This is a genomic window from Klugiella xanthotipulae (genome assembly GCF_006716695.1).
GTDB lineage: Bacteria > Actinomycetota > Actinomycetes > Actinomycetales > Microbacteriaceae > Klugiella > Klugiella xanthotipulae.
This window is the reverse complement of the sequence record NZ_VFPN01000001.1, coordinates 385,253-407,448: the sequence shown is the minus strand read 5'-3', so window position 1 is coordinate 407,448 and position 22,196 is coordinate 385,253. Positions and strand designations below refer to the sequence as shown.

The window sequence follows — 22,196 nt, the reverse complement described above, 5'->3', positions numbered from 1 at the left end:
GAATGTTGGAAGAGGAATACCACAAGCCCCGCGTGCTGCCCCGCCACCTGCGGTCGGCACCCGATTCCGAGGGGGAGTTTAGCTATGTGCTGCGCGAGGCCACCCCGGCAGACCTGCCCCACGTGCGGGAGATCTACAACTACTACGTGACCAACAGCACGGTCACCTTTGATGAGGAGCCCATGTCGCTCGCGGCCTGGACGACCAAGTTTGCGCTGCTGGAACGTCTCGGCTTCCCCTTTATTGTGGCGGAGGCTCCGAGCGGCCAATTGCACGGCTACGCGCTCGTGCAGCCGTGGAAAGACAAGACCGCCTACCGGTTTACCGTGGAAAATTCGGTTTACCTGGCCCCGGCCTCCACCGGGAAGGGGCTGGGTCGGGTGCTCATGGTGGAGTTGATCGAGAGGTCGCGGGATGCCGGCCTCAAACAGATGATCGCCGTGATCGCCGACCGGGGGGCCGAGGGCTCGCTCAGGATTCACCGTGCCCTCGGATTTGAGGAGACCGGACGAATGGGCAAGGTGGGCTACAAGTTTGAGCGTTGGTTGGGGATCATCACGATGCAGCTGAGCCTCAAGAAGTGGCGGCGCCCCGAGTAGTGTGTCGGGGTCGCGTCTCACGGAGGGCACTGCCGGTCAGGATTCGGCGGGTGAGGAGCGCGGCGACCACGACCAGGCCCACGGTGAGGATGCCGTAGGCGGCACTCGCCGCCCACCCGCTTCCCGCGTGCCACAGCATACTGACGCCGACCGGTGCCAGCGCGGGGATGACCGCGAGACACTGCCATCGCGGTGCCCAGCGGTACAGGATCGTGCCGATCAGGGTACCGCTCGCCCCCGCGGCGAGGAACGCGCCACCGGTGCTGAGAATGGCGCTGGCGAGGGTCTCGGGCTCGCCCAGGTATCCGACGAGGTGGCCGCCGGAGGCGACGTTGCGTCCGCCCGCGACCAGCCGCTCGACAACCAGGAGCACGGCAAAAACGGCGGTGTTGGCCAGGGCGATCAGGTGGGTGGCCCGGGTGAGGGCCCGGGCGGTGAGGAGCCGGGTTGCGCCGACCGTGACGTATTGCGCGGGGGAGGTGAGGGCCACCGTAACCCCCAGTGCGGCGGAGAGCCACCAGCCGGGTTCGCGGATGAAGGCCACGAGGGAGGTGGCCACCCCGTTGGCGGGGGCGACGCTGAGGCTGATCCAGATCATCCCGAGGATCATGAGCAGCCAGAACACCGTCAGAACGGGTGTGAGGCTGTGCAGGATACGGTGGGTGACGGCGCGGGTGGCCGCCCGGGAGTGCGGGGTCGCTGGGGGAGTGGCGCTCATCGGTCGCCCTCCCTCGGGGTGAATGGTGTCGCCGGGGCGGCCACCGCGGTGGGGGAGAGGTCCGTGCGTCGGTCGGTCAGGTGGCCGAGGAGGTCACCCGGGGCGAGCGGTGCTCGGGTGAGCCCGAGCGTGTCGGCCCGCAGGGCGGTTTCGACGCTCACCGGCCCCAGGACGGTGAGGCTCGCTCGCCCGCCCGCAGAGGTGCGGGCCAGCACCGCCGAGCTGGGGGTGCTGGCATCCAGCTCGGTCACGGCGAGGCGGGTGCCGGAGAAGACCGTGGCCAGTGCGGAGAAGGTGGTCAGGGGCGCACTCAGCGCCACGCGGTTCTGCCGCAGCACCGTCACCTGCTCGACGAGCTCCGTCGATTCGTCCCATTCCCGGGCGGCCAGCACGATGGTGCGCGGATGTTCGGCCTGTTCGGCCCGCAGCGCCGCGTAAAACGCCATTCGGGTGGGTGCGGACATGGCCGCGGTCACCTCGTCGAAGAGGGTGAGGGGTGCTCGGCTCGCGAGCGCCAGCAGTGCGGCGGCTGTGCGCCGCTGCGTGAGGGAGAGGCGCATGGGTTTCTTGCGGGGGTCAATCGAAAACTCGGCGCACAGGCGGTGGGCCAGAGCGGCATCCGCGGTGGGTCGCAGCAGAGCCATGAGTTGAATGCTCGCCGCGAGGCTTTCTTCGCGCAGCAGTGTTCCGGTGCCGCGCGCGAGTTGGATGCCGCGGGTGAGTTGTGGATGCTCAAACGGGTCTTCGCCGTCAACCGCAACGCTGCCCGCGGTGGGTCGTCGCTGCCCGGCGAGCACCGTGAGTAGCGTGCTTTTTCCGCTGCCCGCGCGGCCGAGCACGGCGTGGACGCGGTCGGGGGCGAGCGTGAGGGAGACATCCGTGAGGCCGACGATCCCTCGGCGGGTGACGCCGAGCGAGTCTGTGCTGGCCTCGAAGCCGGTCATGGAGGCCTCCTAGCCGTCAGGGGGTACCCCGGTCGGGTGCTCCCCCATAACCGTAACCGGTTGTTCCCGGTCAGGTGTGATGCGAGTGAAACGGCTGTGGGGTTTACTCCCGGGTTGTGATGCTGAACGGTGAGCTTTGGAGGTCGGTGAAGTTACCCACCTGGGCAAACAGGGTGCATGTGGGGGTGATCGACAGGGCCGTCACGACCAGGCCGTCGGAGGAGATGGCGACTGTACCCGAACAATTGTCTGAGAACCGTATCCCCTTTTCTCCGCCCGCGATATTTTGGAGCATCTGCGAGGGAGTGCCGGATGATGGGCTCTGATAGAGCGGATTGAGCTCGTCGGGGCCGCTCGGCCAGACGGGGACAAGGGTGATGGGGAGGGGGGTTTGGCTGGTGGTGCGCGGCGGAGTGACAACGTTGATGCTTTGGAGTCGCTGAGCGGGGTAGGCCGGGGAGGTCACTGCGGGATCGTTGAGTGCCTCCGCGGTTGCTGTTGCGGCCCCGGCGAGCCACTCGTTGAGTCCGGCCGCATCGACCGTCTCTGCGGGCAGCGTGGCGGTGACGGTGACCGTGCCATTGGCGGGAATTGTGATGTCCGTGAGTTCCCAGCCGCAGTGGGTCGTCATCCCCGTTGTGGAGGACTGGTGCTTCGCCGCCGATACCTGCTCCCAGCTGACGGCCGGGCACGCCGTGCTTTTCCCGACGGCAGGGATGACCTCCAGCAGGGAGCCCGACAGGGGTGCCTTCTGAGCCGAGTAGGTGATGTCGAGGGAGACCGTCTGCTCCGTGGCGTCGTAGCGTGCGGTCCGTGCAACGCCGAGCCCGGTTGGTAGCGTGGGGTCTTGTTGCTGGGCGGTGGCGCTCTCCGTTGCGCCTGCCGGGGGTTTTTCGGTCCCGCCGGGGAACAGCCAGACGACGCCGACGATCAGAACGCCGATCAGGAGCACCCCGGCCCCGCCCAGCACTATCGCGCGATTGGTCAGCCAGGAGGGGCGGCGGCTCACCTTCTCCGTTGTGGGCTCCTCAGTGGGAGAACGGAGAGGAGCCTCCCGCCGGGGGAGTGGCCGCAGGACTGTTCGTTGCCCCGATTCGCCCAGCTCCGGGTGTGCCGCGGAGAGCGTGGAGGCTGGCTCGGCGGAGTGCTCCGGTGTCGCGAGAAGGTCGCTGCGCAGAACGGTTGCGTGGCGCTCCTCCTCGACGAATTCCTGCACGGTCTCACCCACGGGCAGCGCGGGCAGCGACGAGTTTTCTCTGGCGAGTCGGCGGGCGGTGGCGGCCGCTTCTGCGGCGCTCGGCCGGTTGCGCGGATTTTTGTCCAGGAGCTTAGTGAGGAAGTCCCACATCGCGGGGGGTACATCCAGGCGCGGGGGAGCCACCGTGACGTGCCGGTAGGCAATCGTGAAGTCGGTACCCGGGCCGGCGAACGGGGTTCGCCCCGCGATCAACTCGTAGAGCAGGATGCCCGCAGAGTAGACATCTGCGGCGCTGGTGGACTGTCCGTGGCTGATGAGTTCGGGGGCCATGTACTGCGGGGTGCCGAGGATGCCCGTTGTCTGTCGGTTCCGCTCACTCACCACCGAGGCGATGCCGAAGTCGGTGACCCGCACGGTACCTGATTGGCCGGGGTGCCAATGTTCTGCGAGGAGGACGTTGTCCGGTTTGATATCTCGGTGAACGACCCCGGCGGCGTGTGCGCTCGCGAGTGCCTCAAACACCTGAGCGCCCAGGGTTAGGGCATCGGCGGCGGGCAGAGAACGGGCGTTGTCGAGCAGGTCGCGGAGCGAACCTCCGGGAACGTAGTCCATAACAATGGCGAGGGTGCTGCCCTCAACCACGAGGTCGCGCACCGTGACGATGTTGGAGTGGCGCAGCCCGAGGAGAACGGAGCGCTCACGAATGAATCGCTCGACAAGTGCGGGGTCGTTCGCGTGTTCTGCCTTGAGGATCTTTGCGGCGAAGTGAGCGCCGGCGGATGTCGAGGTGGCGAGCCAGACATCTCCCGCGGCACCGGAGCCGATTCGCTCAACGAGGCGGTACGAAGCGCCCAGGGCATCGCCTTGGTGGGACTGCACGATGTTTTCTCCATCTCAACTGTGTTGGGCCGACTCGTTTTTCCCGGTTTCAGAGGCCGGTTTCGGGGTGAATTTTGCCCTGAATAATCCTACGCTGAGGAGCCCCGTAAGAATTTCCCCCGATCAAACACCATGTTTAGTATTTGGCTTGCTGTACGTGGTTTTTGTGCGGCAGTGCCCAGTGTATATTCTGTGCTCACCGGCTTTCCTGGTGTTGTGCTCGTGAAAGCGTTGTGACGCTGGAGGTGCATTTATGTCGCGTGTGTTGTCTACCGAGCAGGCACAGACGGCGATTCGTCAGATTCAGTCGATTATGAGTGGTGGTTTTACGGACCAGATTTCGCAGGACATTTTCAGTGCCGGTGGTGCGTAATCGTCCCGTGTGCTGAGTATCCCTTACCTCTGGTGAGCCTCGGTGGTGTCAATTCGTGGTAGCAACAACTGGTTTGGTGAGTAGCTGTTGGAAGATTTCTTTGGGTGTGTAGAACCCGAGCGTTTGTCGGGGTCGGTTGTTTAGCTCGTCAGCGATCGCGTCTAGGTAGGGTTGGTGCGAGGTGATCTCGGTGCCTTTGGGGAGATATTCTCTGATGAGTGGACTGGTCCCCGAAAGTTGGACTTGATAATCAAGTACCAACGATCGGGAGGCACAGATGTATGGTTTGGCCTGGGTTTAGTTCCGACTATTTTGTTCATCACTCGACGGTTGTCACGAGTGACTGCGCCTCAGCATAGTACGCCGTCTCAACCTCGACCGGGGTTCGCCTGCCTAGCTCGCCGTGGAGGCGCTCATTGTTCCACCACCACACATACTCCAGGGTGGCGAGTTCGACTTCCTCAACTGTTTTCCAGGGGCCACGCATGCGGATGAGTTCTGCTTTGTAGAGCGCGTTCACTGACTCGGCCAGGGCATTATCGTAGCTGTCACCTACGGTCCCCGTTGAAGGAATCGCCCCCAGTTCTCTGACGCGGTTGGAGTAGACCATCGACATGTAGTTCGATCCGTGGTCGCTGTGATGCACGGCCCCGTCGAGCGTTCCACCTGATTGCCAGGCCGCCATCTCAAGCGCCTGCAGCGGCAGTATCTCAGCTTTCAGTGTTGAGGCAACGTTCCAGCCAACGATCTTACGATCAAAGACATCAATAATGAACGCGGTGTATGCGAACCCAGCCCACGTAGCAACGTAAGTGATGTCACACACCAACAACTTCATTGGCCCGTCGGCCACGAACTGGCGTTCGACGAGATCACCCGGCAGCTGATCCCTGACGTCACTCGTTGTTGTGAAGGCTCTCTTCGAACGACGTACTCCACGCACTCCGGCGATTTTCATCAGACGCTCGGTTTGGTCGCGTCCGATGACCCACCCTGCTCTGGTGAGGAGGGCGTGCATCTTGCGGCGCCCGTAGACGCTGTAGTGCTGTTTGTGGAGTTGACGGATCTCGGTGACGAGAATCTCGTCGCGTAGTTTCCTGACCGACGGGAGTCTGTGTTTCGCTGCCCGATATCCTCGGGACGTCAGAAACACGAATTGCCGAGCCCAGCACACGGCACAGGAACTCAACCCCGAAACGATCACGATAGGTATCGATGAATTGGATCATTTCGTTCGTGGCGGGTCGAGTTCCTTGGCGAAAAATATGCTCGCAGCTCGCAAGACTTCGTTTGCTTTCTTGAGTTCAGCGACTTCGCGGCGCAGTCGCCGGTTCTCCTCGTTCATATCAGTGGTCACGCCGGGTTTTTGGCCAGTATCGATCAGCGTTTGACGATGCCAGATACGCAGCGTGTCTGGTGAGACACCGAGGAGCTTGCCGACCTGGTTGCTGGCTGCGTTGAGGCTCGTATGCTCGGGGAGCGCTTCGGTGAGCATACGCAGCGCGCGTTCACGGAATTCTGGTTCATATTTGTTTGCCATGGTGTTCCTATCCTTGTTGAAAGTACGGAACTAAACCCAGGCCAAACCAACACCCAGAGCGCATCAGAGCCCAACCGCGATCTCTGCCCTGTCCTGAAACGTTAACTGCCGTCGCGGAAACATCAGCAACACCCCTCCCTGTTGCTACCACGCTATGACACCACCCTGTTCTGCCCGAGACGGCGTTGCAAGCGGGGCAATATTTCCGCGATAAAAACCTTCCTGACCCCGAATTGGATTGGCTTGTCTCGGCGGACGTCTGGCAGCGTCGCCCCGTTACTTTCTGATAGCTTCACGCTCCGGTGAAAAATTTCTCCATTCTATTCCCGAAACTGGTTTTCACGATTAAGGGTTTCCTGACTGATCGCAGTTGGAGCGTAGCTGGGCCGACGCGCGTGGTCTCACGGTCACGGGCCAGCGACGTGACCCCGGCCGTGCGGTACTGACCGGCCGTCTCCCGGCGGAGTGTCGGCGCGGGCGGTCGCTCCTCCTCGGAAGCGTTACGGCGATCATGCGTCTGTTGATACCCATTGGTTATGCTGAGAAGCATCGCGGAGGGGGAACCCGCGCCGTCCGACCATCCATAGCGGCTTATGCTGTTCGTATTTGTTCGCACTGTAGATCAGAGCAGAGGGCCTTCTCATCATGATTCCTGTCCAACAACCGCGCAGGTTTGGCGGTGTCATGCTGGCCTGTATTGTCGCTATTTCTGTGCTGGTGGGTGGAGGTATCACCGCTATAACCCGCGTTGAGGGTGGGGCTGCTATCCCCTGGGGCGGTCCTCTCCACGCAACTGCAGGCGGGGCGAAGGCCGCGGTTGCCACCTATCTGGGCTATGTGGCGGCTGGTAACGCGGCTGCAGCAACCCGGATGGCCGATCCTGAGGTAGAAGCTGGTTGTGATGGGTTTATGTCTGCCGACGTGTTTTCTCAGGCCAAAGCGCATATCGCTGAGATTGAAATAACAGATGTGGTGCAAAACGGTGATTCGGGTGGCTACGTGGTGTCGTTCGAGTATGTTCTTGACGGGGTTGACTACGCCGCGGACATAGACGCCGCCTTCTCTGCCGCAGACCGCCGGTGGAACGTTGAGCCTATGACGCGTGCGTTAGCTCTCAACTCTGTGGCCTATGAGGGGTACCACAGCACGCTCAACGTGTCGGGCGTTGATGTTGACCGAGACGTAAGTCTGTTCTGTACGTGGGAAGCCTACCCGGCGGTGTATGAGGTGGGTGCACCCAGCCACGGGTTTGTTTCTGCGGACCCGGTTAGCGTGGCGGTTCCGTTTTTCTCGGCAGAAGACCCTGCGATAATCGTCGGGCTTGATGATAGTTACACCCTGTCCGACAGTGTTCTGCCCGTGTTGGAGGAAGAGCTATCCGCCCTCGTCAACAAGTGTCTGACCACTATTGATTTGTTTTACGCGCATTCTTACGGGGACACCTGTTCGCCGTTTCAGCTTCTCGGCAGGAAAGCCGCTGTGAGTGATTTAACGGTTGAGGTGCTTGAGTATCCAACTATCACGATTAAAAATGTGTACTCGAACGGAGCTGGATATTCTGCTGTTGGTGGCAGGATAAAACTGTCTTTCTCGGCGGTTGACGACTACTCAAAAGCCGCTGGGGTACAGAGATACACCGATCTTGAAGTAGATCTCATGCGGATTCCGTACAGCTATATTGTCAATTTTGTTGACGGAGAAATTGTCTTGGGGTGGTTGACATGAGCCGAAGCGAAAAAATAAATACTTCGGCTCAGCCCACATTCGGTGAACCGTGGTGGCATGGACGCTTGTTTTTGTCGCTTGCCGTTGTGTTATCACTACTGCTTGGCCACACGGTGACCGACCTCGTTTTCGATGTTTCGGAATCAGGTGCAACTCAATCGCTGCTGAACGAAGGTGCCCCGACGCAGACAGTGTACACAGACAACGGTAAAGCCACAGCGAACAACGCTAAAGCGGCCGTTGAAGCGTATCTCGGTTTTTTGTCCGACGGTGATGCCGAATCGGCAACTAAGATGGCCGGGCCTCGTGCACGGGGGGAGACAGCAATCTTTTTGTCGAACGCGGTTTTTGCCCAGGCGGTGGAGCATATCTCTGAGGCAACGGTGACCGAGGTGGAGGAGCTACCGAACCACCGCTTTGATGTTCACTTCAGCTATAGATTGGCCGCAACCAAGCACACCTCAGTTGTGCAGCTTCATCGGAAAGTAGCGCGCTGGGTATTCGAACCGATGGTGGCTCCTCTCCCAGTTCACAGAGGCCCAGAGGGGGAAATAACCGGCTTCAGTATTTCAGGGGTGAATACAACACCGGCGAGTGAATCGTTGTTCGTTTACGACGCGTATCCAGCGGTCTATCAGGTTGATCCGCCAGCGGGAGGTTTTTTTGTTGGAGATTCGGTTGAAACTGTTGTGGCAGTTCATGGAGATTTCGCGGAGGGCGAGGACAGAAACGTGGCAGCGGCTGAGTATGCATTTGAACCGTCAGAACGCGCGGTTCAGCTTGTTGACGAGGCGGCTTCAACGTTCCTTGACGGGTGTCTCTCCGTCGCGGGGCTGTTTGGTCACGTTCCCTCATCATGGGGTGAACGTTCCTGTGGGCAACGCCAACTGGAGGAATACAGCAATGTGACGGATCTCCGAGTTGAGGTGCTGCGGTATCCAACCGCGCAACCGGATCACGGCTGGCCAAACTATTACGTGACCGACGGTCTCCTGAAACTTTCCTTCAGCGCACGGAATAACCGATCCGGCTCGGAAGAGATCTACCGTATTTCCGATCTCGAAATAAACGTGGACAGTTATGTCGCAGTAGCGCGGATTCACGATGACACGGTTGTGTTGGGATAACGGCTCTCCGGTGAATCGGCTGCGCCTGAGCCACGAAGAAACTTGGATTCAGAACTCGCCCTCACCGTCATCACGAAGAGGCGGATGACCACGCATAGGGGGCGAAAGCTGCTGGTGCTGTAGGCGGTTTTCGGGGTGATTTTTTTGCTGGTTATTCTTGTGTATTCGAAGCGAGCAAGTATTTTCCCTGGTCAGGACTCATATGCAGTTTTGTTTTTATTGTGCGCGGTGGGTGGCTTTTATTGTGAGTTTTCTGTGTGTGGTGCGGGTGGATAGTCTGGCTAAAGGCCTTCCGGGCGCTGTGCTTGTGGGGGTATCTTGACGCTGGAGGTTTATTTATGTCGCGTGTGCTATCTACCGAGCAGGCAAAGACGGCGATTCGTCAGATTCAGTCGATTGTGAATGGTGGTTTTACGGACCAGATTTCGCAGTTGGATGCGCAGGGGCGCATTCTGTCTGATCAGAATGTGTGGGATGGTCCGTTGGCGTCCACGTTCCGCGGTTCGACGTGGCCCGAGACGAAGGCTGCGCTTGATAAGGCGAAGACGGAGTTGGAGCAGTTGCGTACGCAGCTGGATAAGATTTCGCAGGACATTTTCAGTGCCGGTGGTGGTGGAGCGTAACCGTCCCGTGTGCTGAGCGTCCCTTACCTCTGGTGAGCCTCGGATGGGGTCTTCGGATGGTAAGGGACGTTCGTCTTTGCTCGTCCCGTGGTCGGGATTGATGTGATGCGGGGTCGGTGAGGTTGAATAACTGCCCCGTTAGTGATGGAGAGCTACCCCTCTCCAACTATGTTTTTCATTGCGGTGGGTGTGTCGAATAATGCGGCCGAGGTATGAATAAATCGGGCTAAATTTACGCGTGTTCTCTTTGTCTGTGTTTCAGAGGGGTTCGCGGCTGGGGTTTTGTGGGGGTTTTGGGGCTTTGCGGGGGTTTTGGAAAGGTTTAGCGTATGTCTGGTATGCATGGTAGTGATCCTCTGGTTTTCAATTACGACACGGCTGATGGTGTGGTCACGGCGTTCAGCGGTGCGGCGAATACCGTGCAGGGGCAGTCCGCATCGCGTGCATCGTATGTGACGACGGGTGCGCAGGATTTTCAGGGGCATTTTGCAGATCTTTTCGCGGCGAACGCATCTACTGCCGCTGTAGATGCGGGGCGTTTGGTCGAGGCGTTGCGACTGGTGTCTACGTATGCGTTGGAGCTGCGAGAGGCGGCGTGGGCGGAGGACGGTCGGCGTCGGCGTGCGCGGGAGTGGAAGAAACGCCAAGACGACCGGAGCGTACTCGAATGCATTGGTGATGCTTTTACGGGTGGTGAGGATGCCCCGACGGAGGAGGCGAAACCGGCACCACGCCATGAGGCTGCCGCCCCGCCTGCGGGGTCGCGTAATACCCCGAGCCCGACGTCTGGCGGTGGCGGTGGTGGTGGCGGTACGTCATCGGCGCGGCCAAGTAATTTACGTTCGTTTGCGACCGGAACCTCTGGTCTTGATGCTTTATTGAGTGGCACCCCGGGGCTGTTGCGGGGTAAACTCGCAGATTTTGCCGCGCAATGTCAGTGGGGAACACTGGACGGTTCGGGGGTGGTGACAGCGTACGAGAAGTGGTTAGAGGCTAACGCTAATGACACCCGCTGGGCTACGACTCTTGCGGATGCGTTTGCTGCTGCGGGTGGTGAGGGCAACGTGTCTTGGGTCTCGGATGCGGCGTTGGGCGCGGCGTTGTCTGCTGCGGGTGTGCAGGCGTCTCGCTCGGGTTTGCAGATTGACCCTCCGACGGCTTTTGGAGCCCCGCCGACGACGGGGTATTCGATGGACCCGGTGAATACGGCGACGGGTAACTTCATTGAGCCCGAGGTGGATTTGGGGTGTGCCGGGGGTGCGGCATCCTTAAAGCTGTCTCGGATGTATAACTCGTTGGATACGCGGGTGGGGCTTTTTGGCCCGGGATGGTCCTCGGCGCTGGAGACGGCGTTGACTCTCAGCGATGAGGGTGCGGTCTGGCGGATGGACGATGGACGTGAGGTGCATTTCCCGCGTGAGGGCACGGGCTGGGGCCGCGGGGTAGGGGAGAACGTGTGGCTGGCATCGGAGGCCACCGAGGCTGTGCCCGAGGGGGCGGACCGTGACCTCGGATCGACGCTCGTTGTGCGGGACAATTCCGGGTCGTGGTGGTCTTTCACCGCTGCGGGGGTCTGGCTGGGCTCAGGGTCTGGTGCGGGGACTGCGGTGCGCGTTGTGCGCGACGGTGAGGGCGATATCACGCGTCTGGTGCACGAGCGTGGTCGTTTCCTCACTGTGGAGTATGGTGCTGGTCGGGTGGCTGTGGTGCAGGCCTCGGATGGGCGCCGGGTGGAGTATGTGTATGACGAAGCCGGGCGGCTCGTGGGGGTTCGTTCGCCCCTGGGGGTTCGTACGTATCGGTGGAACGAGGCGGGCCTGATTGAGGCTGTTGTCGCCACCTCCGGTGTCGTGGAGGCTCGGAACGAGTACGACGACTCCGGCCGGGTGACGCTCCAGGTGTCTCCGCACGGCCGTCGGGTGCGGTTTGCGTATCTGCCGGGTCGGGTGACGGTGGTGTCGGATGAGGACGGGTCGCGGTCGAACTCGTGGATCGCCGATGCCAAGGGCCGCCTCGTGGGCGTGCTTGATAGCGAGGACCGGCGTCAATCGATGTCGTATGATTCCCACGGCAACCTGGTGTCCTCAATTGCGCGGGACGGTGGCGTCACGGTGCACGCGTATGACGAGCGTGGGCGTAAGGTGCGTACGGTCACGCCAGAGGGTGCGGATATCACGTACGGGTGGGATGATCGTGACCGGGTGACGACACTGGTGACCGAGTCCGGAAGTGCCGTTGAGTACGAGTATTCCGGGGATGACCGTAACCCGTCGGTGATTCGGGATCCCCTCGGCGGGCGAACCGAGATGACCTGGACGGGCGGCCTGCTCACCCGGGTGGTTGACCCGGTGGGGGTGGCCGTGTCGTTCACGTACGACGAGCACGGAGACCTGTTGACGAGCACTAACGCGGCGGGTGACACCGCACGGATTGTGCGGGACCAGGCCGGGAGGCCCGTCCAGGCCATCACTCCGGGCGGCAGCGTCACACGGTTCACGTATGACGGTACCGGTTTACTCGCGTCGCGTGAGGGTCCGGACGGTGCTACCTGGCGGTTCGAACATGACAGCGTGGGCCGGGTCACGGCTATTCTGGACCCGCTGGGGGCCCGTACGGAGATGACCTACGGGCCGAGCGGTGAGCTGATCCGCACCACGGATGCGCTGGGCCGGGTAGTTGAGCGATCTTTTGACGACCTGGGCAACGTCGCGGGCGTCGTGCTCCCTGACGGGGCGCGCTGGGGTTTCGCTCATGATGCACTGTCGCGTCTGACGGCGATTACCGACCCGGGCGGTCACGACTGGACGCGCGAGTACGGCCCAAACGGTGCGATGAGCGCGGTTGTTGACCCGACCGGGGTGCGCCTGGATGCGAGCGCCGATCGGAGCGCGGGGACCGGTGCGCTCACGGATGCGTTCGCCTCGGTGTCCTTCCAGTTCGACGAGTACGGTCGCCCCTCCCGGATGGAGTCTGCGGACGGTGCGGCCGAGCTGGTCACGTATGACGGGGCCGGTCACCCGGTCGAACTTGTTGATGGTGAGGGTGGACTGACGCGTCTGGAACGGGATGTGGCGGGCAAGATCATCCGAATCACATCTCCGGCCGGTGCGGTGACCCGGTTCGAGTATGACCTGTGCGGGCGCCCGTGGAAGACGGTTGATCCGCTGGGTGCTGTTACGACGCTGACGTATGACGCGGATTCCCGGGTAGTGGAGCGCACCCTGGCCACGGGTGAGGTGGAGGCTTTCACCTACGATGTCGCGGGCCGGTTAACGTCGAGGGTCGCACCGGGTCATGGTGTCGCCCGGTATGCCTACGACAAGGTGGGGCGTCTCACCTACTCGCAGGACACCTATTACGGAACGCGGCGCTTCCGGTACAACGCGGCGGGTGAACTTGTCCGAGTGGTCAACGGTGTGGGCGGGGAAACCTGTTACGAGTATGATGCCCGCGGTCGTCTCCTGCGTGTCACCGACCCGGTGGGCGGGGTGACAACCCGCACCTATACGGATACAGATAAGGTGGCTTTGGTCACCGACCCGCTCGCCCGGGTGACAACCGCGACGTATGATGCTGCCGGTCGGCAGCTCACCCAGACCGACCCCGACGGGCACACGATGTCGTGGACCTATGACCGGGCAGGGCGTCAGGATACGGTGAGTATTGATGGCCGGCTGGTGTCGTCCGTGTCGCGGGATGCCGCGCGGCGACGGGTGCAGTTTACTGATCACACCCGCTCCGATGGTCAGCTCGTGGAGCACACGTTGGAGTATGACCGTCGCGGCCAGTTGATCCGCCGCACCCGGGGCGATGGCGAGTTGCGGTGGGCCTACGATGCGGATGGTCGGCGGGTGTCGTTCACCGATCACACCGGGACCACTACCCGCTACACGCACGACCGGGCGGGGAATCTCACGGGCATCGCTCACCCGCACCTGGGTGAGGCGTTCTTCGCCTACGATGCAGCGGGGCGAACTATCAGTTCGTCTGCGGGTGATGTGGCTCAGTCCTGGGATTACACCGATGGGTGGCTCACGGGCCACACCCGCACCGGTGCCGAGGGTGTGGATACGACGGTCATCGGCCGCGATGACATGGGCCGCGTTGTTACTGTTACTCATGGGGCCGTGACGACGTATTCGTATGATGAGGCCGGGCAGCTTGTCTCGGCACAGACGGATAGTGACGGTGAAACGTCCCGTTTGTCGTGGGAGTATGATGCCGCCGGTCGCCTGGTGGTCGAGGGCGGTGCGGGCGGTGCTGAGCGCCAGTACACGTACGATGCGGTGGGCCAGTTGCTGAGTACCATCCACGGTGGCGTGGCGACCCGCTACTCTTACGACGGGTCTGGTCGTCGCATCCGGGAAGCGGTGAATAACGGCTCTGGGTGTGACTATGTGTGGGACCCGCGCGGGTATCTCACCCGGGTAGCCGCTCACGGTGCCGATGGGGCGGTGACGCGTCAGCATGAGTTGTGGGTGGATGCGACCGGTGAACTGGCTGAGATTGCCACGACCAGCGGTAACGACTCTGCCGTCGCGGTGCCGGTGTGGTGGGATACCGCCCGTCCGTTCCCGATGCTGATTGGCGTTGGTGAGACACAGGTTCTCCCCGTGTCTGGGGGCGTGACCGGTATTGGTGGTGTGTGGACCACCCCGGGGTGGCGTGCGACGCGGGCGACGGATGTTGTAGACCCGTGGGCGGTGATTGGTGCCGCGGCCGTGCCCGGTACGCCCGTCCCGGGCAGTGGTGGTGGCGGTGCGCCCGGCAGCCTTGCCGGTGGTGCGGAATCGGATGCGGCCGGTGCCCTCGCCGGTCTGCTCCCTGTGGGTGTGGATCTGACGGCCTCGGGTGGTGTGAGTGTGGGCGGTCTGGAGTGGTTGGGTGCTCGTACCTATGACCCGGCTACGCGTGGTTTTTTGTCGGTGGATCCGTTGGAGCCGGTGTTGGGTGCGGGGTGGTCGGGTAATCCGTATGCGTATGCGGGTAATAACCCCGTAGGTTTATCGGATCCGACGGGGTTGCGTCCGGTGACGGATGAGGAACTTGCGGCGTATAACAACGCGAATAATGGGGTGTTTGCCGCAGTAGGCGACTGGCTCGGCGACAACTGGGAATACGTGGTTGGTGGGCTGGCAATTGTTGGCGGTATCGCGTTGATGTGTACCGGGGTGGGTGGGCCTGCGGGCATCGCGCTCATGGCTGGTGCCGGTGCGCTCATGGGTGGCGGGATCTCTGTGGTTTCTCAGAAAGCGCAGAACGGTTCCGTTGACTGGAAGCGGGTGGGCGTTGACACTCTCATCGGTGCTGCAACGGGTGCTGCAGGAGGTTGGGCAGGTGGGCTTGTGCGATCAGGTGCCGCAGCCACGGCCTCGGAGCAGGTCATGGCCGCCGGGTCGAACTATCTGTCCAAGATACCGTGGGGGCAAATGGGTATCAGCACCGCTGTAAATAGTGCGGTTGGTGGGCTGGGGAATGTTGCGACGTATTCCGTCACCAATCACAGCAATTGGTCACTTGCTGAAGCAGGGGCTGCCCTGTTAGGGGGAGCAGTAAGTGGTGCTGCCATTGGTGGTGCTGCTCCGCTGGCTGGCCCTATGTCAAGCACACTTTTGCGGAACATCACCCAGCTTGGAATTTCTGGTGGAGGAAGCGTTGCTGGCGGATGGACTCAGAGCGCAGTTGCGGGGCAAGAATATGACGGAATTGACGCCGTGATTGACGCGACCACTGGTGGGGCGCTGTCGTACTTCCCCGGTGCCTCGGATCTGTCGGTTGCGCCCGGAATCGCAGACTTCATTGGCGTTGCGGGGGCTGGGCAATGTGCGGATTGGTCACTTGACTCATTGAGGTTTGCTGGCGAGGAAACGGGGATTATACCGTGACGAATGAAAAACCTTCAGATGAGGGCAAAGTAATGCTTGCTCCCGATGACGTGCGCGTGCTGCGAAGCAATAGGCGAATGCGGGTATTATTGTATGTCACGCTGATCGTTGTTGTAGGTTTTGCTTTATACGTTGTGGTGCGTGTTCCCTGGGATGTAACCGTTGAGGTGACGACGAAGGGGAGAACGTGGAACGCTCCTTTGTTCGTTTTGCTCTTGGTCCCCGGAGTGCTGGCGTTCTTGGCGACTCGCGGAAGCAAGCCTACTGGAAAAGACGTTTCCCTCTCAGAGATTCGTATATTGCCTGTTGTCGTCACAATCATTTGTGTTTTATTTTTATGGGGTCAGTACGCTCTAGTGGCAGGGTTTATGGATGCAGCAGGGGTTGATTTTTGGTAAATATTTTACGGATGGATTTTATTTCATTTATTGAAATAAAAACATAGCCGAAATATGTGGAGATGCATGTGATCGCGTATAAGCGGTTAGGTTGCGATTGTGGGCGGTGGAAACAGTGCAGGCGGGGTTGTTACCGTGATAGACGAACCTGACGGTCGCGACGTCTCGCCGGGGCTGCTTTTCTCTGATGATGAACGGGTGAAACGTCCTAACCGGCGGGCTGTGATAACGGTGTACTTTACCCTCCTGGTAACTGTGGGGTTCGGGCTGTATGTTCTCCTGTGGGTGCCGTTGGACACGGTGATCGAAGTGACGACGAAGGGTCGGATGTGGAACGCACCGCTGGGGGTTCTCCTGGCCTGTCCTGCGTTGTTATTGTTTTGGGTGCCCAGGGGGAGAAATCAATACAAGAAGTTCGGTCGTGGGAATTGCGTGTGCTTCCCGTCGTGATGGTCGGAATGTGTGCGGTTTTTATTTGGGGTCAATACGTGTTGGGAACTGGATTTCTTGAAACCGCAGAACTCACAAGATAGGTATTATAAATATTTTCAAGCACCTTGAGCTTCAAGAGAATTAGTTCATTTTGTTTTGATTATTTCTTGGGGTTGGTACCCTCGGTGAGGGTGCCTTTGAGTGGGTCGCTTATTGTGAGGCGGCGAGTTGGGTGTAGTACCCCCGAAGGATTGGAGTTCGAGTGCCATATATTACAGACGGAACAACTGTAGGGGTTCAACGGCCCGGCCACGAGAATTTTTTCACACGGTTGACCTCAAGAAATTCCAAGAGCTCTGTTGACCAGTATGGAGTTCCGACGTCTTGTGGCCCGTGGAACTCATTCGGGTGGCTAGACCGTGGACATGATTATTCCCAGGGGGAGTGCCCCCGGCACCTCATCCGGACGCTCGAAACCGCGGCACTCCAGCCAGTGTTCATCACGCGAGGATTTTACACGTGTCGGTTTTGTTCGCCTGCTCCGGAACTTGGACCGACCCCCTACCGAATGACCGACGGTCGCACGATCCAACTGGGCTTCGCATGCGTGAAAATCATTGATGGGCAGGATCGGATCTGGCTGGCTCCCACCCTTGTCCTGCACTATATCGCTGAGCATGGTTACCTGCCACCAACTGATTTGTTGGGGCGACTACAGGAAAGCTAGAAGTGCATGAGGCCTGTGGGCAAAGCTCTGTATTAAATTCCCGAGACTGGGGGAGAATGGATATTGACATTGCTTCCTCTCCGCCCGGAGCTGTCGGTTATGTCCGGGAAAGCGGACTGCATTGATGTTGCAGGGGGTAATGTGCGGATCGGTCCCGTGACTCGCTGAAATGTGCTGGCGAGGAATGGGGAACTATGCCGTGAAAAATGAAAACTTCATATGGGGGCAAATTCATTATTGCTTCGACAATGTGCGCGTGCGACGAAGTAATATGCTGATATCGAGGTGACGACGAAGGGTCGGATGTGGAAGGCACCGCTGGGGGTTCTCCCGGTGTGTCCTGCGTTGTTATTGTTTTGGGTGCCCAGGGGGAGAAATCAATACAAGAAGTTCGGTCGTGGGAATTGCGTGTGCTTCCCGTCGTGATGGTCGGAATGTGTGCGGTTTTTATTTGGGGTCAATACGTGTTGGGAACTGGATTTCTTGAAACCGCAGAACTCACAAGATAAATAAATCTCTAAGTCTTTTTTAGTGAGTAGGCCAGAGCGTCACACGAGGAAGGTCAGTGATGCGGGGATTCTACCGACGCTAATTGTGCTCCTCTACACTGCGAAGGCAGTCCTCTTTTCTCACGCGACCGGCATCTGCCAATCCCTCAACTTTGTGCGCAATTATCTCCCACCAACCACCTACCTTCGAGAATCCTCTCTGAGCGCATCGTTGCCTGTGTGATCGGGCTTTTCTGCGATTGGGCACTATGCGGTATCGGGGCCAATTAGTATTTACCGCAATGACGTTATATATTCGTGCGGGGGGGAATGCGTCGTTAGGGAAGGAAACGCACTATGAGTCTGCCAGGAACGGGCGGATCACGCGGGGGACGGGTACGTCGTTCGGCCAGGGTTGGAACGATGATGCTCACGCTGGGGGCGGTGCTCTTTACTATCAGTTGCAGCGGGCCGCAGCCATCCATCGACTCCTCATCGAGTGTGCTGCAATCGGTCAGCGTCAACCTTGCCGGAGACGGTGCGATTACCGCTATTGACGGTACCGCTGTGTACCTCGACGAGGTGAAGGGTGAGTCGCTGGGCACCACGACCTCCTACGAGACTCGCACGGTGGCGGATGACCTGCCCGTGCGCATCACAACGCAGTACAAGACGGCGGACTCCAGCGGTTCAGACCTGAACGATGTGGCGGGGTACACCGGTCGAGTGGAGCTTAACGTCACGGTAGAAAACCTCACGGTGAAGCCAACAGATGTTGAGTACGATGTCGCGGGCCAGTCCCGTGTTGACGCGGCACTCGTCGGCACCCCCATGAGCATCGCCGCCTCCGCTCAGTTCGCCGGAACGCGTCCGAGCGATATCGTCGTCAGCGCTGACGACGGTGGCAGCCAAACCAACGGAATCGTGAGTGCCACGGCAAACGGCGATGCGGTCGTCCAGTGGGCTGCTCTGCTGGCCCCGCCGCAGTCGCAGGCCACGACCACGTTCCAGCTGGTTGCCAATGTGACGGACTTCGCGGTGCCCTCCATCGACATTGCGATGCAGGCGGGGCTCCACACCGACCTCTCCTACGAGGGAGCGCTGGGCTCAGCGTTTGACAACGGTCCCACCTCCGAGTTGGGCCTTCAGCAGCGCACCATCACGCTGATCTCCGAGGTGAACGCCGTGCTCAACCGGGCAGGCACGACCATCACAGAGGTCCGTACCAACCTCGATGACACGTCCAAGACTCTCGGTGTACGCACCGCACAGCAGCTTCATGACAGCAGCGAGTCGCTCGCGACAACGATGAAGAGCTTGGGGGAGCAGCTGGGTGACCTTCAGACCGACCTGAGCGCGACCGCCACGGGGACCGAAACCTCCGTGTCCGCACAGCTTCGCGAGACGGTCGAGTCGATGAAGAACATTCTGGGCGACACGAGCGGCACCCCCTCCTCCCAGGTGGAGGGAACGGGATGCGCCGCTACGGTGCGCGCCCCCGAGGCCGGTTACAGCATCTACTCCGCTTTTGTGCAGTTGTCCGCACGGCTGGCCGGGTACGCCACGGCGAATGAGGGATGCCGTGACGAGATCGTGGTTGACCTGCAGAACACCGTTGGGCCGCGAGTGCCGAGCGTTGAGACCTGCACCGAGTCCTCCATGACGTGCGCCCTGTTTGGCTCGTCACTCGTCGTCACCGGTGCGCTGCTTCAGCTTGTGGTAAACGGGGAGGCTATCGTCAGTGATCTGAACACCGACGATATCGACACCGCGATTTCCCAACAGGCTACCCTGGCCAACAACGTGGCGGACCTGTCGGAAGCGCTCGCATTGCTGCCACGAGTGACGGACGAGCCGGAGCTCGCCACCGCCGTTCAGTCCGCACAAACATCGCTCGAAGCCGCGACCGCTCAGGTGAGCGCTCTCAGCCGGACCCTTCGCAGCACCGCTACCGGGTCGCTGACGGAACTCGGCGAAGACTCGGGCGTTGGCCCGCTACCCGCTGGCTCGATGATCGCACAGCTGGACACCCTCGCCGAGAGCATCTGCTCGCTCAGCACGGACGGGGTGAGCGTGGTTGATCCCGAGGTCGTGGAGAAGCTCCGGGCCTACCTCACGAGTACCCCGTGCACCACCGGAGCGGTCGTTGCGCCGCCCGCGGGTTACCCCACTCCTCTGGCCGACCGGCTTCAGGCCCAGGTTGACGCGTGGAAAGGTATCCAGGATGCCGGGGATACCGCGAACCCGACGTCAACCGTGTCGCTCCTCTCCGGGGCTCTGGCGGGTATTCAGACGAGCCTGGACGATATCCGCAGCGCGACGGTGACTCACGACGAGGCGTTTGACCTCTCGGTTGATGCCCTTGCTGCTCTGGCGCAGGACTCGGTCACACAATCAACCGAACTGGGGGCGCAGTTGGGTGTCATCCGGGGGCAGCAGTTGACCCTTGCCGATTCGGTTATGCAGTCCTTCACCGATGCAGCGGTCAGCACGAATGCCCTCGTCTCCACGACCATCAACGAGCAGGTTCGGGTGGTTTCCGACCGTGCTGAATTGGGTCGTGGCTCGCTTGTCGCCTCCTACAACAGCACCATCTCGGGGTTGTCGTCCACCTCGCAAACCGTCATTACGGATGCGCGTGGCCTCATCGACACCCAGAAGTCGCGGCTCACCGAGAGCAATAGGGCTGCCACCGCCGATTTGAGCGAGCAGACGGCCAGCGCGCTGGAACGTATCGCCGCGAGCACCTCGGCCTCGTCACGAGACGTTGAGGCTGCCTCGACACTGCTCAGTGACAACCTCAATAAGGTGCTGCTTGACCTGGGCGATCAGAAGGTGGCGGGCTCCGGCCTGCTCGGGGCGATGGCCGTGAGTGCGGCGAAGGCCGATACCGCCGATTTCCAGCTCGCCCTGGCCTCGCAGAATGCGGCCGGATACGCGAACATCCGCTCCGGGGATGTCGCCGGAATTCTTCTCCAACAGGCTCAGTTTGCCGCCTCTCTAAAAGCGGCTAACACGTTCCCCGCCTTCCACCTGAAGGTTCCGAGCGGTGCCACCTCGCACACCATCTACTCCTTTCACCTGGGCGGTGAGAAGTAATGAGTGCTCACAGTCTCACAGCTCACCCGCCAGTTGAGCCGCAGAACTCTACCGGTCCGGGGCGGCCGTCCCGCTGGTCGCGTAAACGGATCATTATTCTGGTTGGCGCATTCGTGCTGGTGTGTGCCGTAGCGATTGTGTCAGTTAGTGCGGTGCTTCGCGGTAACTCCAAGCCCGTCGCCGATCCCGTGGCTGCCACCGTTCCCGTGGCAATCTCTGGGCTGAGCATCCCCGACAAGACCTCAATCGGGGTGATCCTCACGCTCGGTACCGGGGCAACGGAGGGTACCGAGTGGAACCAGGCCGCGCAGGGTGCCCGGGTTGCGCAGCACCGCCTGGCTCTGGGTGGTGCGACGGTAACCCTCGTGACGGAGAATGATCGAGGGACGGTTGAAGGCGCTCGCGCTGCCGTCGAGAAGCTCGCGGAGCAGAACGTTTCCGGGATTGTCGTTGCCTCCTCGGGGCCGCACCTGAGCGGTGCCCTGGACGCCGCCGCCGAGGCGGGCATCCCCGTTGTTCTTCCCTATGACACCACCCCGGATGGTACTGACGGTGCATGGTCGATGGCACCAACCGATGCCTCCGTGGCCACCGCGCTTACTGACGCTCTGGCCACGGCACAAAACCCGTTGCACGTCAATGCTGGGGCCGGTCTCCCGGTGGCCGTGGACATCCCCGATATGGTGCCGTTCCCCGCGGGGGCAGATGTGGCCGCGCTCGCCACGGTTGTCGCGCGGATGACCGACTCGGACACCTCCGCTGGTGGTGCCTATGTGGGCGATACCGAACCTGATGCTCGTGTTGAACAACCGAATGACACGGTTGTGGTGAGCGGGCATCCGGCCCTCCAAGCCGCGATCGTGTGTGCGCTCCAGGCCAAAAATGTTTCTGTGCCCATCGTGCTCACCCCGGAGGCTACGAGCCCAACCTTTGCCACGGTGCTGGCTGCCCAGGGTGGGAGCGTCGGAACAAACCTGGTAACTGTCGGTGCCGCGTGGGGGGACTCCACCACGCTCGGTCAGGATGCGGGTGGGCGAGGGATGTCGTCCTTCTTGGCGGGCGTCCGGTTGTTTGCGGGCGACCCGAAGATTTCCAACCTCACCGATGACGACACCTTTGCCAGCGTGGCCGCCTCGGCCGACTCTCGTAGCCATGACGCTGTGATCTCGCTTGTGCGGGCTGTCGCGGATGCGGGCAGTACCGACCCGGCGCGGGTTGAGGCTGAGCTCGCCACTCTTAAGCTGGGATCGTCAGACGGAATTGCGGGACCCGGGCTGAACTTCACCTCGGACACCGTTTTGACGGGGAAGCTGACCGTTCAGCACGCGACCGCGCAGGACCTGGGTTTGCGCCCGAGTGTTGCCGAGGCAGCCGCGCGACTCGTCTGGTTTGCCGGGCCGACCGACCGCTAAATTCTCTGCGTGTGACGCCCAAACCGTAC

General features: G+C 61.0%; 14 protein-coding genes and 1 pseudogene. 9 read left to right on the top strand and 6 right to left on the bottom strand.

Translation table 11 applies throughout. From position 1 onward, the window contains the following. Positions 1-2 precede the first annotated feature (2 nt). Complete coding sequence (locus FB466_RS01785) at positions 3-599, top strand: GNAT family N-acetyltransferase (RefSeq protein ID WP_170205977.1); 597 nt, start codon at positions 3-5, stop codon at positions 597-599. Here the strand turns inward: FB466_RS01785 and FB466_RS01780 are convergent. From FB466_RS01780 to FB466_RS13845, 6 genes and pseudogenes are all read right to left on the bottom strand, one after another. After that, positions 574-1,317, bottom strand: a complete 744-nt coding sequence (locus FB466_RS01780; RefSeq protein WP_141915356.1) for a hypothetical protein — start codon at positions 1,315-1,317, stop codon at positions 574-576. The two genes, FB466_RS01785 and FB466_RS01780, sit on opposite strands and share 26 nt — an antisense overlap. After that, positions 1,314-2,261, bottom strand: coding sequence for an ATP-binding cassette domain-containing protein (locus FB466_RS01775; protein ID WP_141915355.1), 948 nt, complete (start codon positions 2,259-2,261; stop codon positions 1,314-1,316). Before FB466_RS01775 ends, FB466_RS01780 begins: the two co-directional genes overlap by 4 nt. Before the next feature lie 103 nt (positions 2,262-2,364). Next, positions 2,365-4,338 (bottom strand): serine/threonine-protein kinase, encoded by a 1,974-nt coding sequence (locus FB466_RS01770; RefSeq protein WP_141915353.1) that lies wholly within the window; start codon positions 4,336-4,338, stop codon positions 2,365-2,367. 421 nt (positions 4,339-4,759) lie between these two features. Next, positions 4,760-4,939, bottom strand: a pseudogene (locus tag FB466_RS13940) (IS30 family transposase); the annotation flags it as partial. Positions 4,940-5,030: 91 nt separating this feature from the next. Continuing rightward, complete coding sequence (locus tag FB466_RS01755) at positions 5,031-5,885, bottom strand: IS3 family transposase (RefSeq protein ID WP_281285157.1); 855 nt, start codon at positions 5,883-5,885, stop codon at positions 5,031-5,033. Between the two features lie 51 nt (positions 5,886-5,936). Further along, positions 5,937-6,251, bottom strand: a complete 315-nt coding sequence (locus FB466_RS13845; protein WP_281285147.1) for a transposase — start codon at positions 6,249-6,251, stop codon at positions 5,937-5,939. Between the two features lie 684 nt (positions 6,252-6,935). On the opposite strand from FB466_RS13845, the gene FB466_RS01750 reads away from it, so the two are divergent. The 8 genes from FB466_RS01750 (at position 6,936) to FB466_RS01720 (ending at position 22,167) form a co-directional block, all read left to right on the top strand. Continuing rightward, complete coding sequence (locus FB466_RS01750; RefSeq protein ID WP_141915351.1) at positions 6,936-7,976, top strand: hypothetical protein; 1,041 nt, start codon at positions 6,936-6,938, stop codon at positions 7,974-7,976. After that, complete coding sequence (locus tag FB466_RS01745) at positions 7,964-9,103, top strand: hypothetical protein (protein WP_141915350.1); 1,140 nt, start codon at positions 7,964-7,966, stop codon at positions 9,101-9,103. Before FB466_RS01750 ends, FB466_RS01745 begins: the two co-directional genes overlap by 13 nt. Before the next feature lie 338 nt (positions 9,104-9,441). After that, positions 9,442-9,726 carry a pyrophosphorylase gene (locus FB466_RS01740; RefSeq protein WP_141915348.1) on the top strand — a complete coding sequence of 95 codons (285 nt, stop codon included), beginning with the start codon at positions 9,442-9,444 and terminating at the stop codon, positions 9,724-9,726. Between the two features lie 329 nt (positions 9,727-10,055). Then, positions 10,056-15,611: a DUF6531 domain-containing protein gene (locus FB466_RS01735; protein WP_141915345.1), complete on the top strand. Its 5,556-nt coding sequence runs from the start codon at positions 10,056-10,058 to the stop codon at positions 15,609-15,611. Beyond that, entirely contained in the window at positions 15,608-16,009 is a 402-nt protein-coding gene (locus tag FB466_RS01730) for a hypothetical protein (RefSeq protein WP_141915343.1), read from the top strand. The genes FB466_RS01735 and FB466_RS01730 overlap by 4 nt, the downstream gene beginning before the upstream one ends. Positions 16,010-16,703: 694 nt before the next feature. Next, positions 16,704-17,168: a DUF7919 family protein gene (locus tag FB466_RS14025; RefSeq protein WP_484140797.1), complete on the top strand. Its 465-nt coding sequence runs from the start codon at positions 16,704-16,706 to the stop codon at positions 17,166-17,168. Positions 17,169-18,013: 845 nt separating this feature from the next. Next, on the top strand, positions 18,014-20,755 hold the full coding sequence (locus tag FB466_RS01725; RefSeq protein ID WP_141915342.1) for a hypothetical protein: 2,742 nt from the start codon (positions 18,014-18,016) through the stop codon (positions 20,753-20,755). Beyond that, a complete protein-coding gene (locus tag FB466_RS01720; RefSeq protein ID WP_141915340.1) occupies positions 20,755-22,167 on the top strand; it encodes a type 1 periplasmic-binding domain-containing protein in 1,413 nt (470 codons plus the stop codon). Before FB466_RS01725 ends, FB466_RS01720 begins: the two co-directional genes overlap by 1 nt. Positions 22,168-22,196: the final 29 nt, after the last annotated feature.

Coding starts and splice junctions, on each gene's coding strand:
- FB466_RS01785 (WP_170205977.1), top strand. CDS start 3: ATGTTGGAAGAGGAATACCACAAGCCCCGCGTGCTGCCCCGCCACCTG.
- FB466_RS01780 (WP_141915356.1), bottom strand. CDS start 1,317: ATGAGCGCCACTCCCCCAGCGACCCCGCACTCCCGGGCGGCCACCCGC.
- FB466_RS01775 (WP_141915355.1), bottom strand. CDS start 2,261: ATGACCGGCTTCGAGGCCAGCACAGACTCGCTCGGCGTCACCCGCCGA.
- FB466_RS13845 (WP_281285147.1), bottom strand. CDS start 6,251: ATGGCAAACAAATATGAACCAGAATTCCGTGAACGCGCGCTGCGTATG.
- FB466_RS01750 (WP_141915351.1), top strand. CDS start 6,936: ATGCTGGCCTGTATTGTCGCTATTTCTGTGCTGGTGGGTGGAGGTATC.
- FB466_RS01740 (WP_141915348.1), top strand. CDS start 9,442: ATGTCGCGTGTGCTATCTACCGAGCAGGCAAAGACGGCGATTCGTCAG.
- FB466_RS01735 (WP_141915345.1), top strand. CDS start 10,056: ATGTCTGGTATGCATGGTAGTGATCCTCTGGTTTTCAATTACGACACG.
- FB466_RS01725 (WP_141915342.1), top strand. CDS start 18,014: ATGAGTCTGCCAGGAACGGGCGGATCACGCGGGGGACGGGTACGTCGT.
- FB466_RS01720 (WP_141915340.1), top strand. CDS start 20,755: ATGAGTGCTCACAGTCTCACAGCTCACCCGCCAGTTGAGCCGCAGAAC.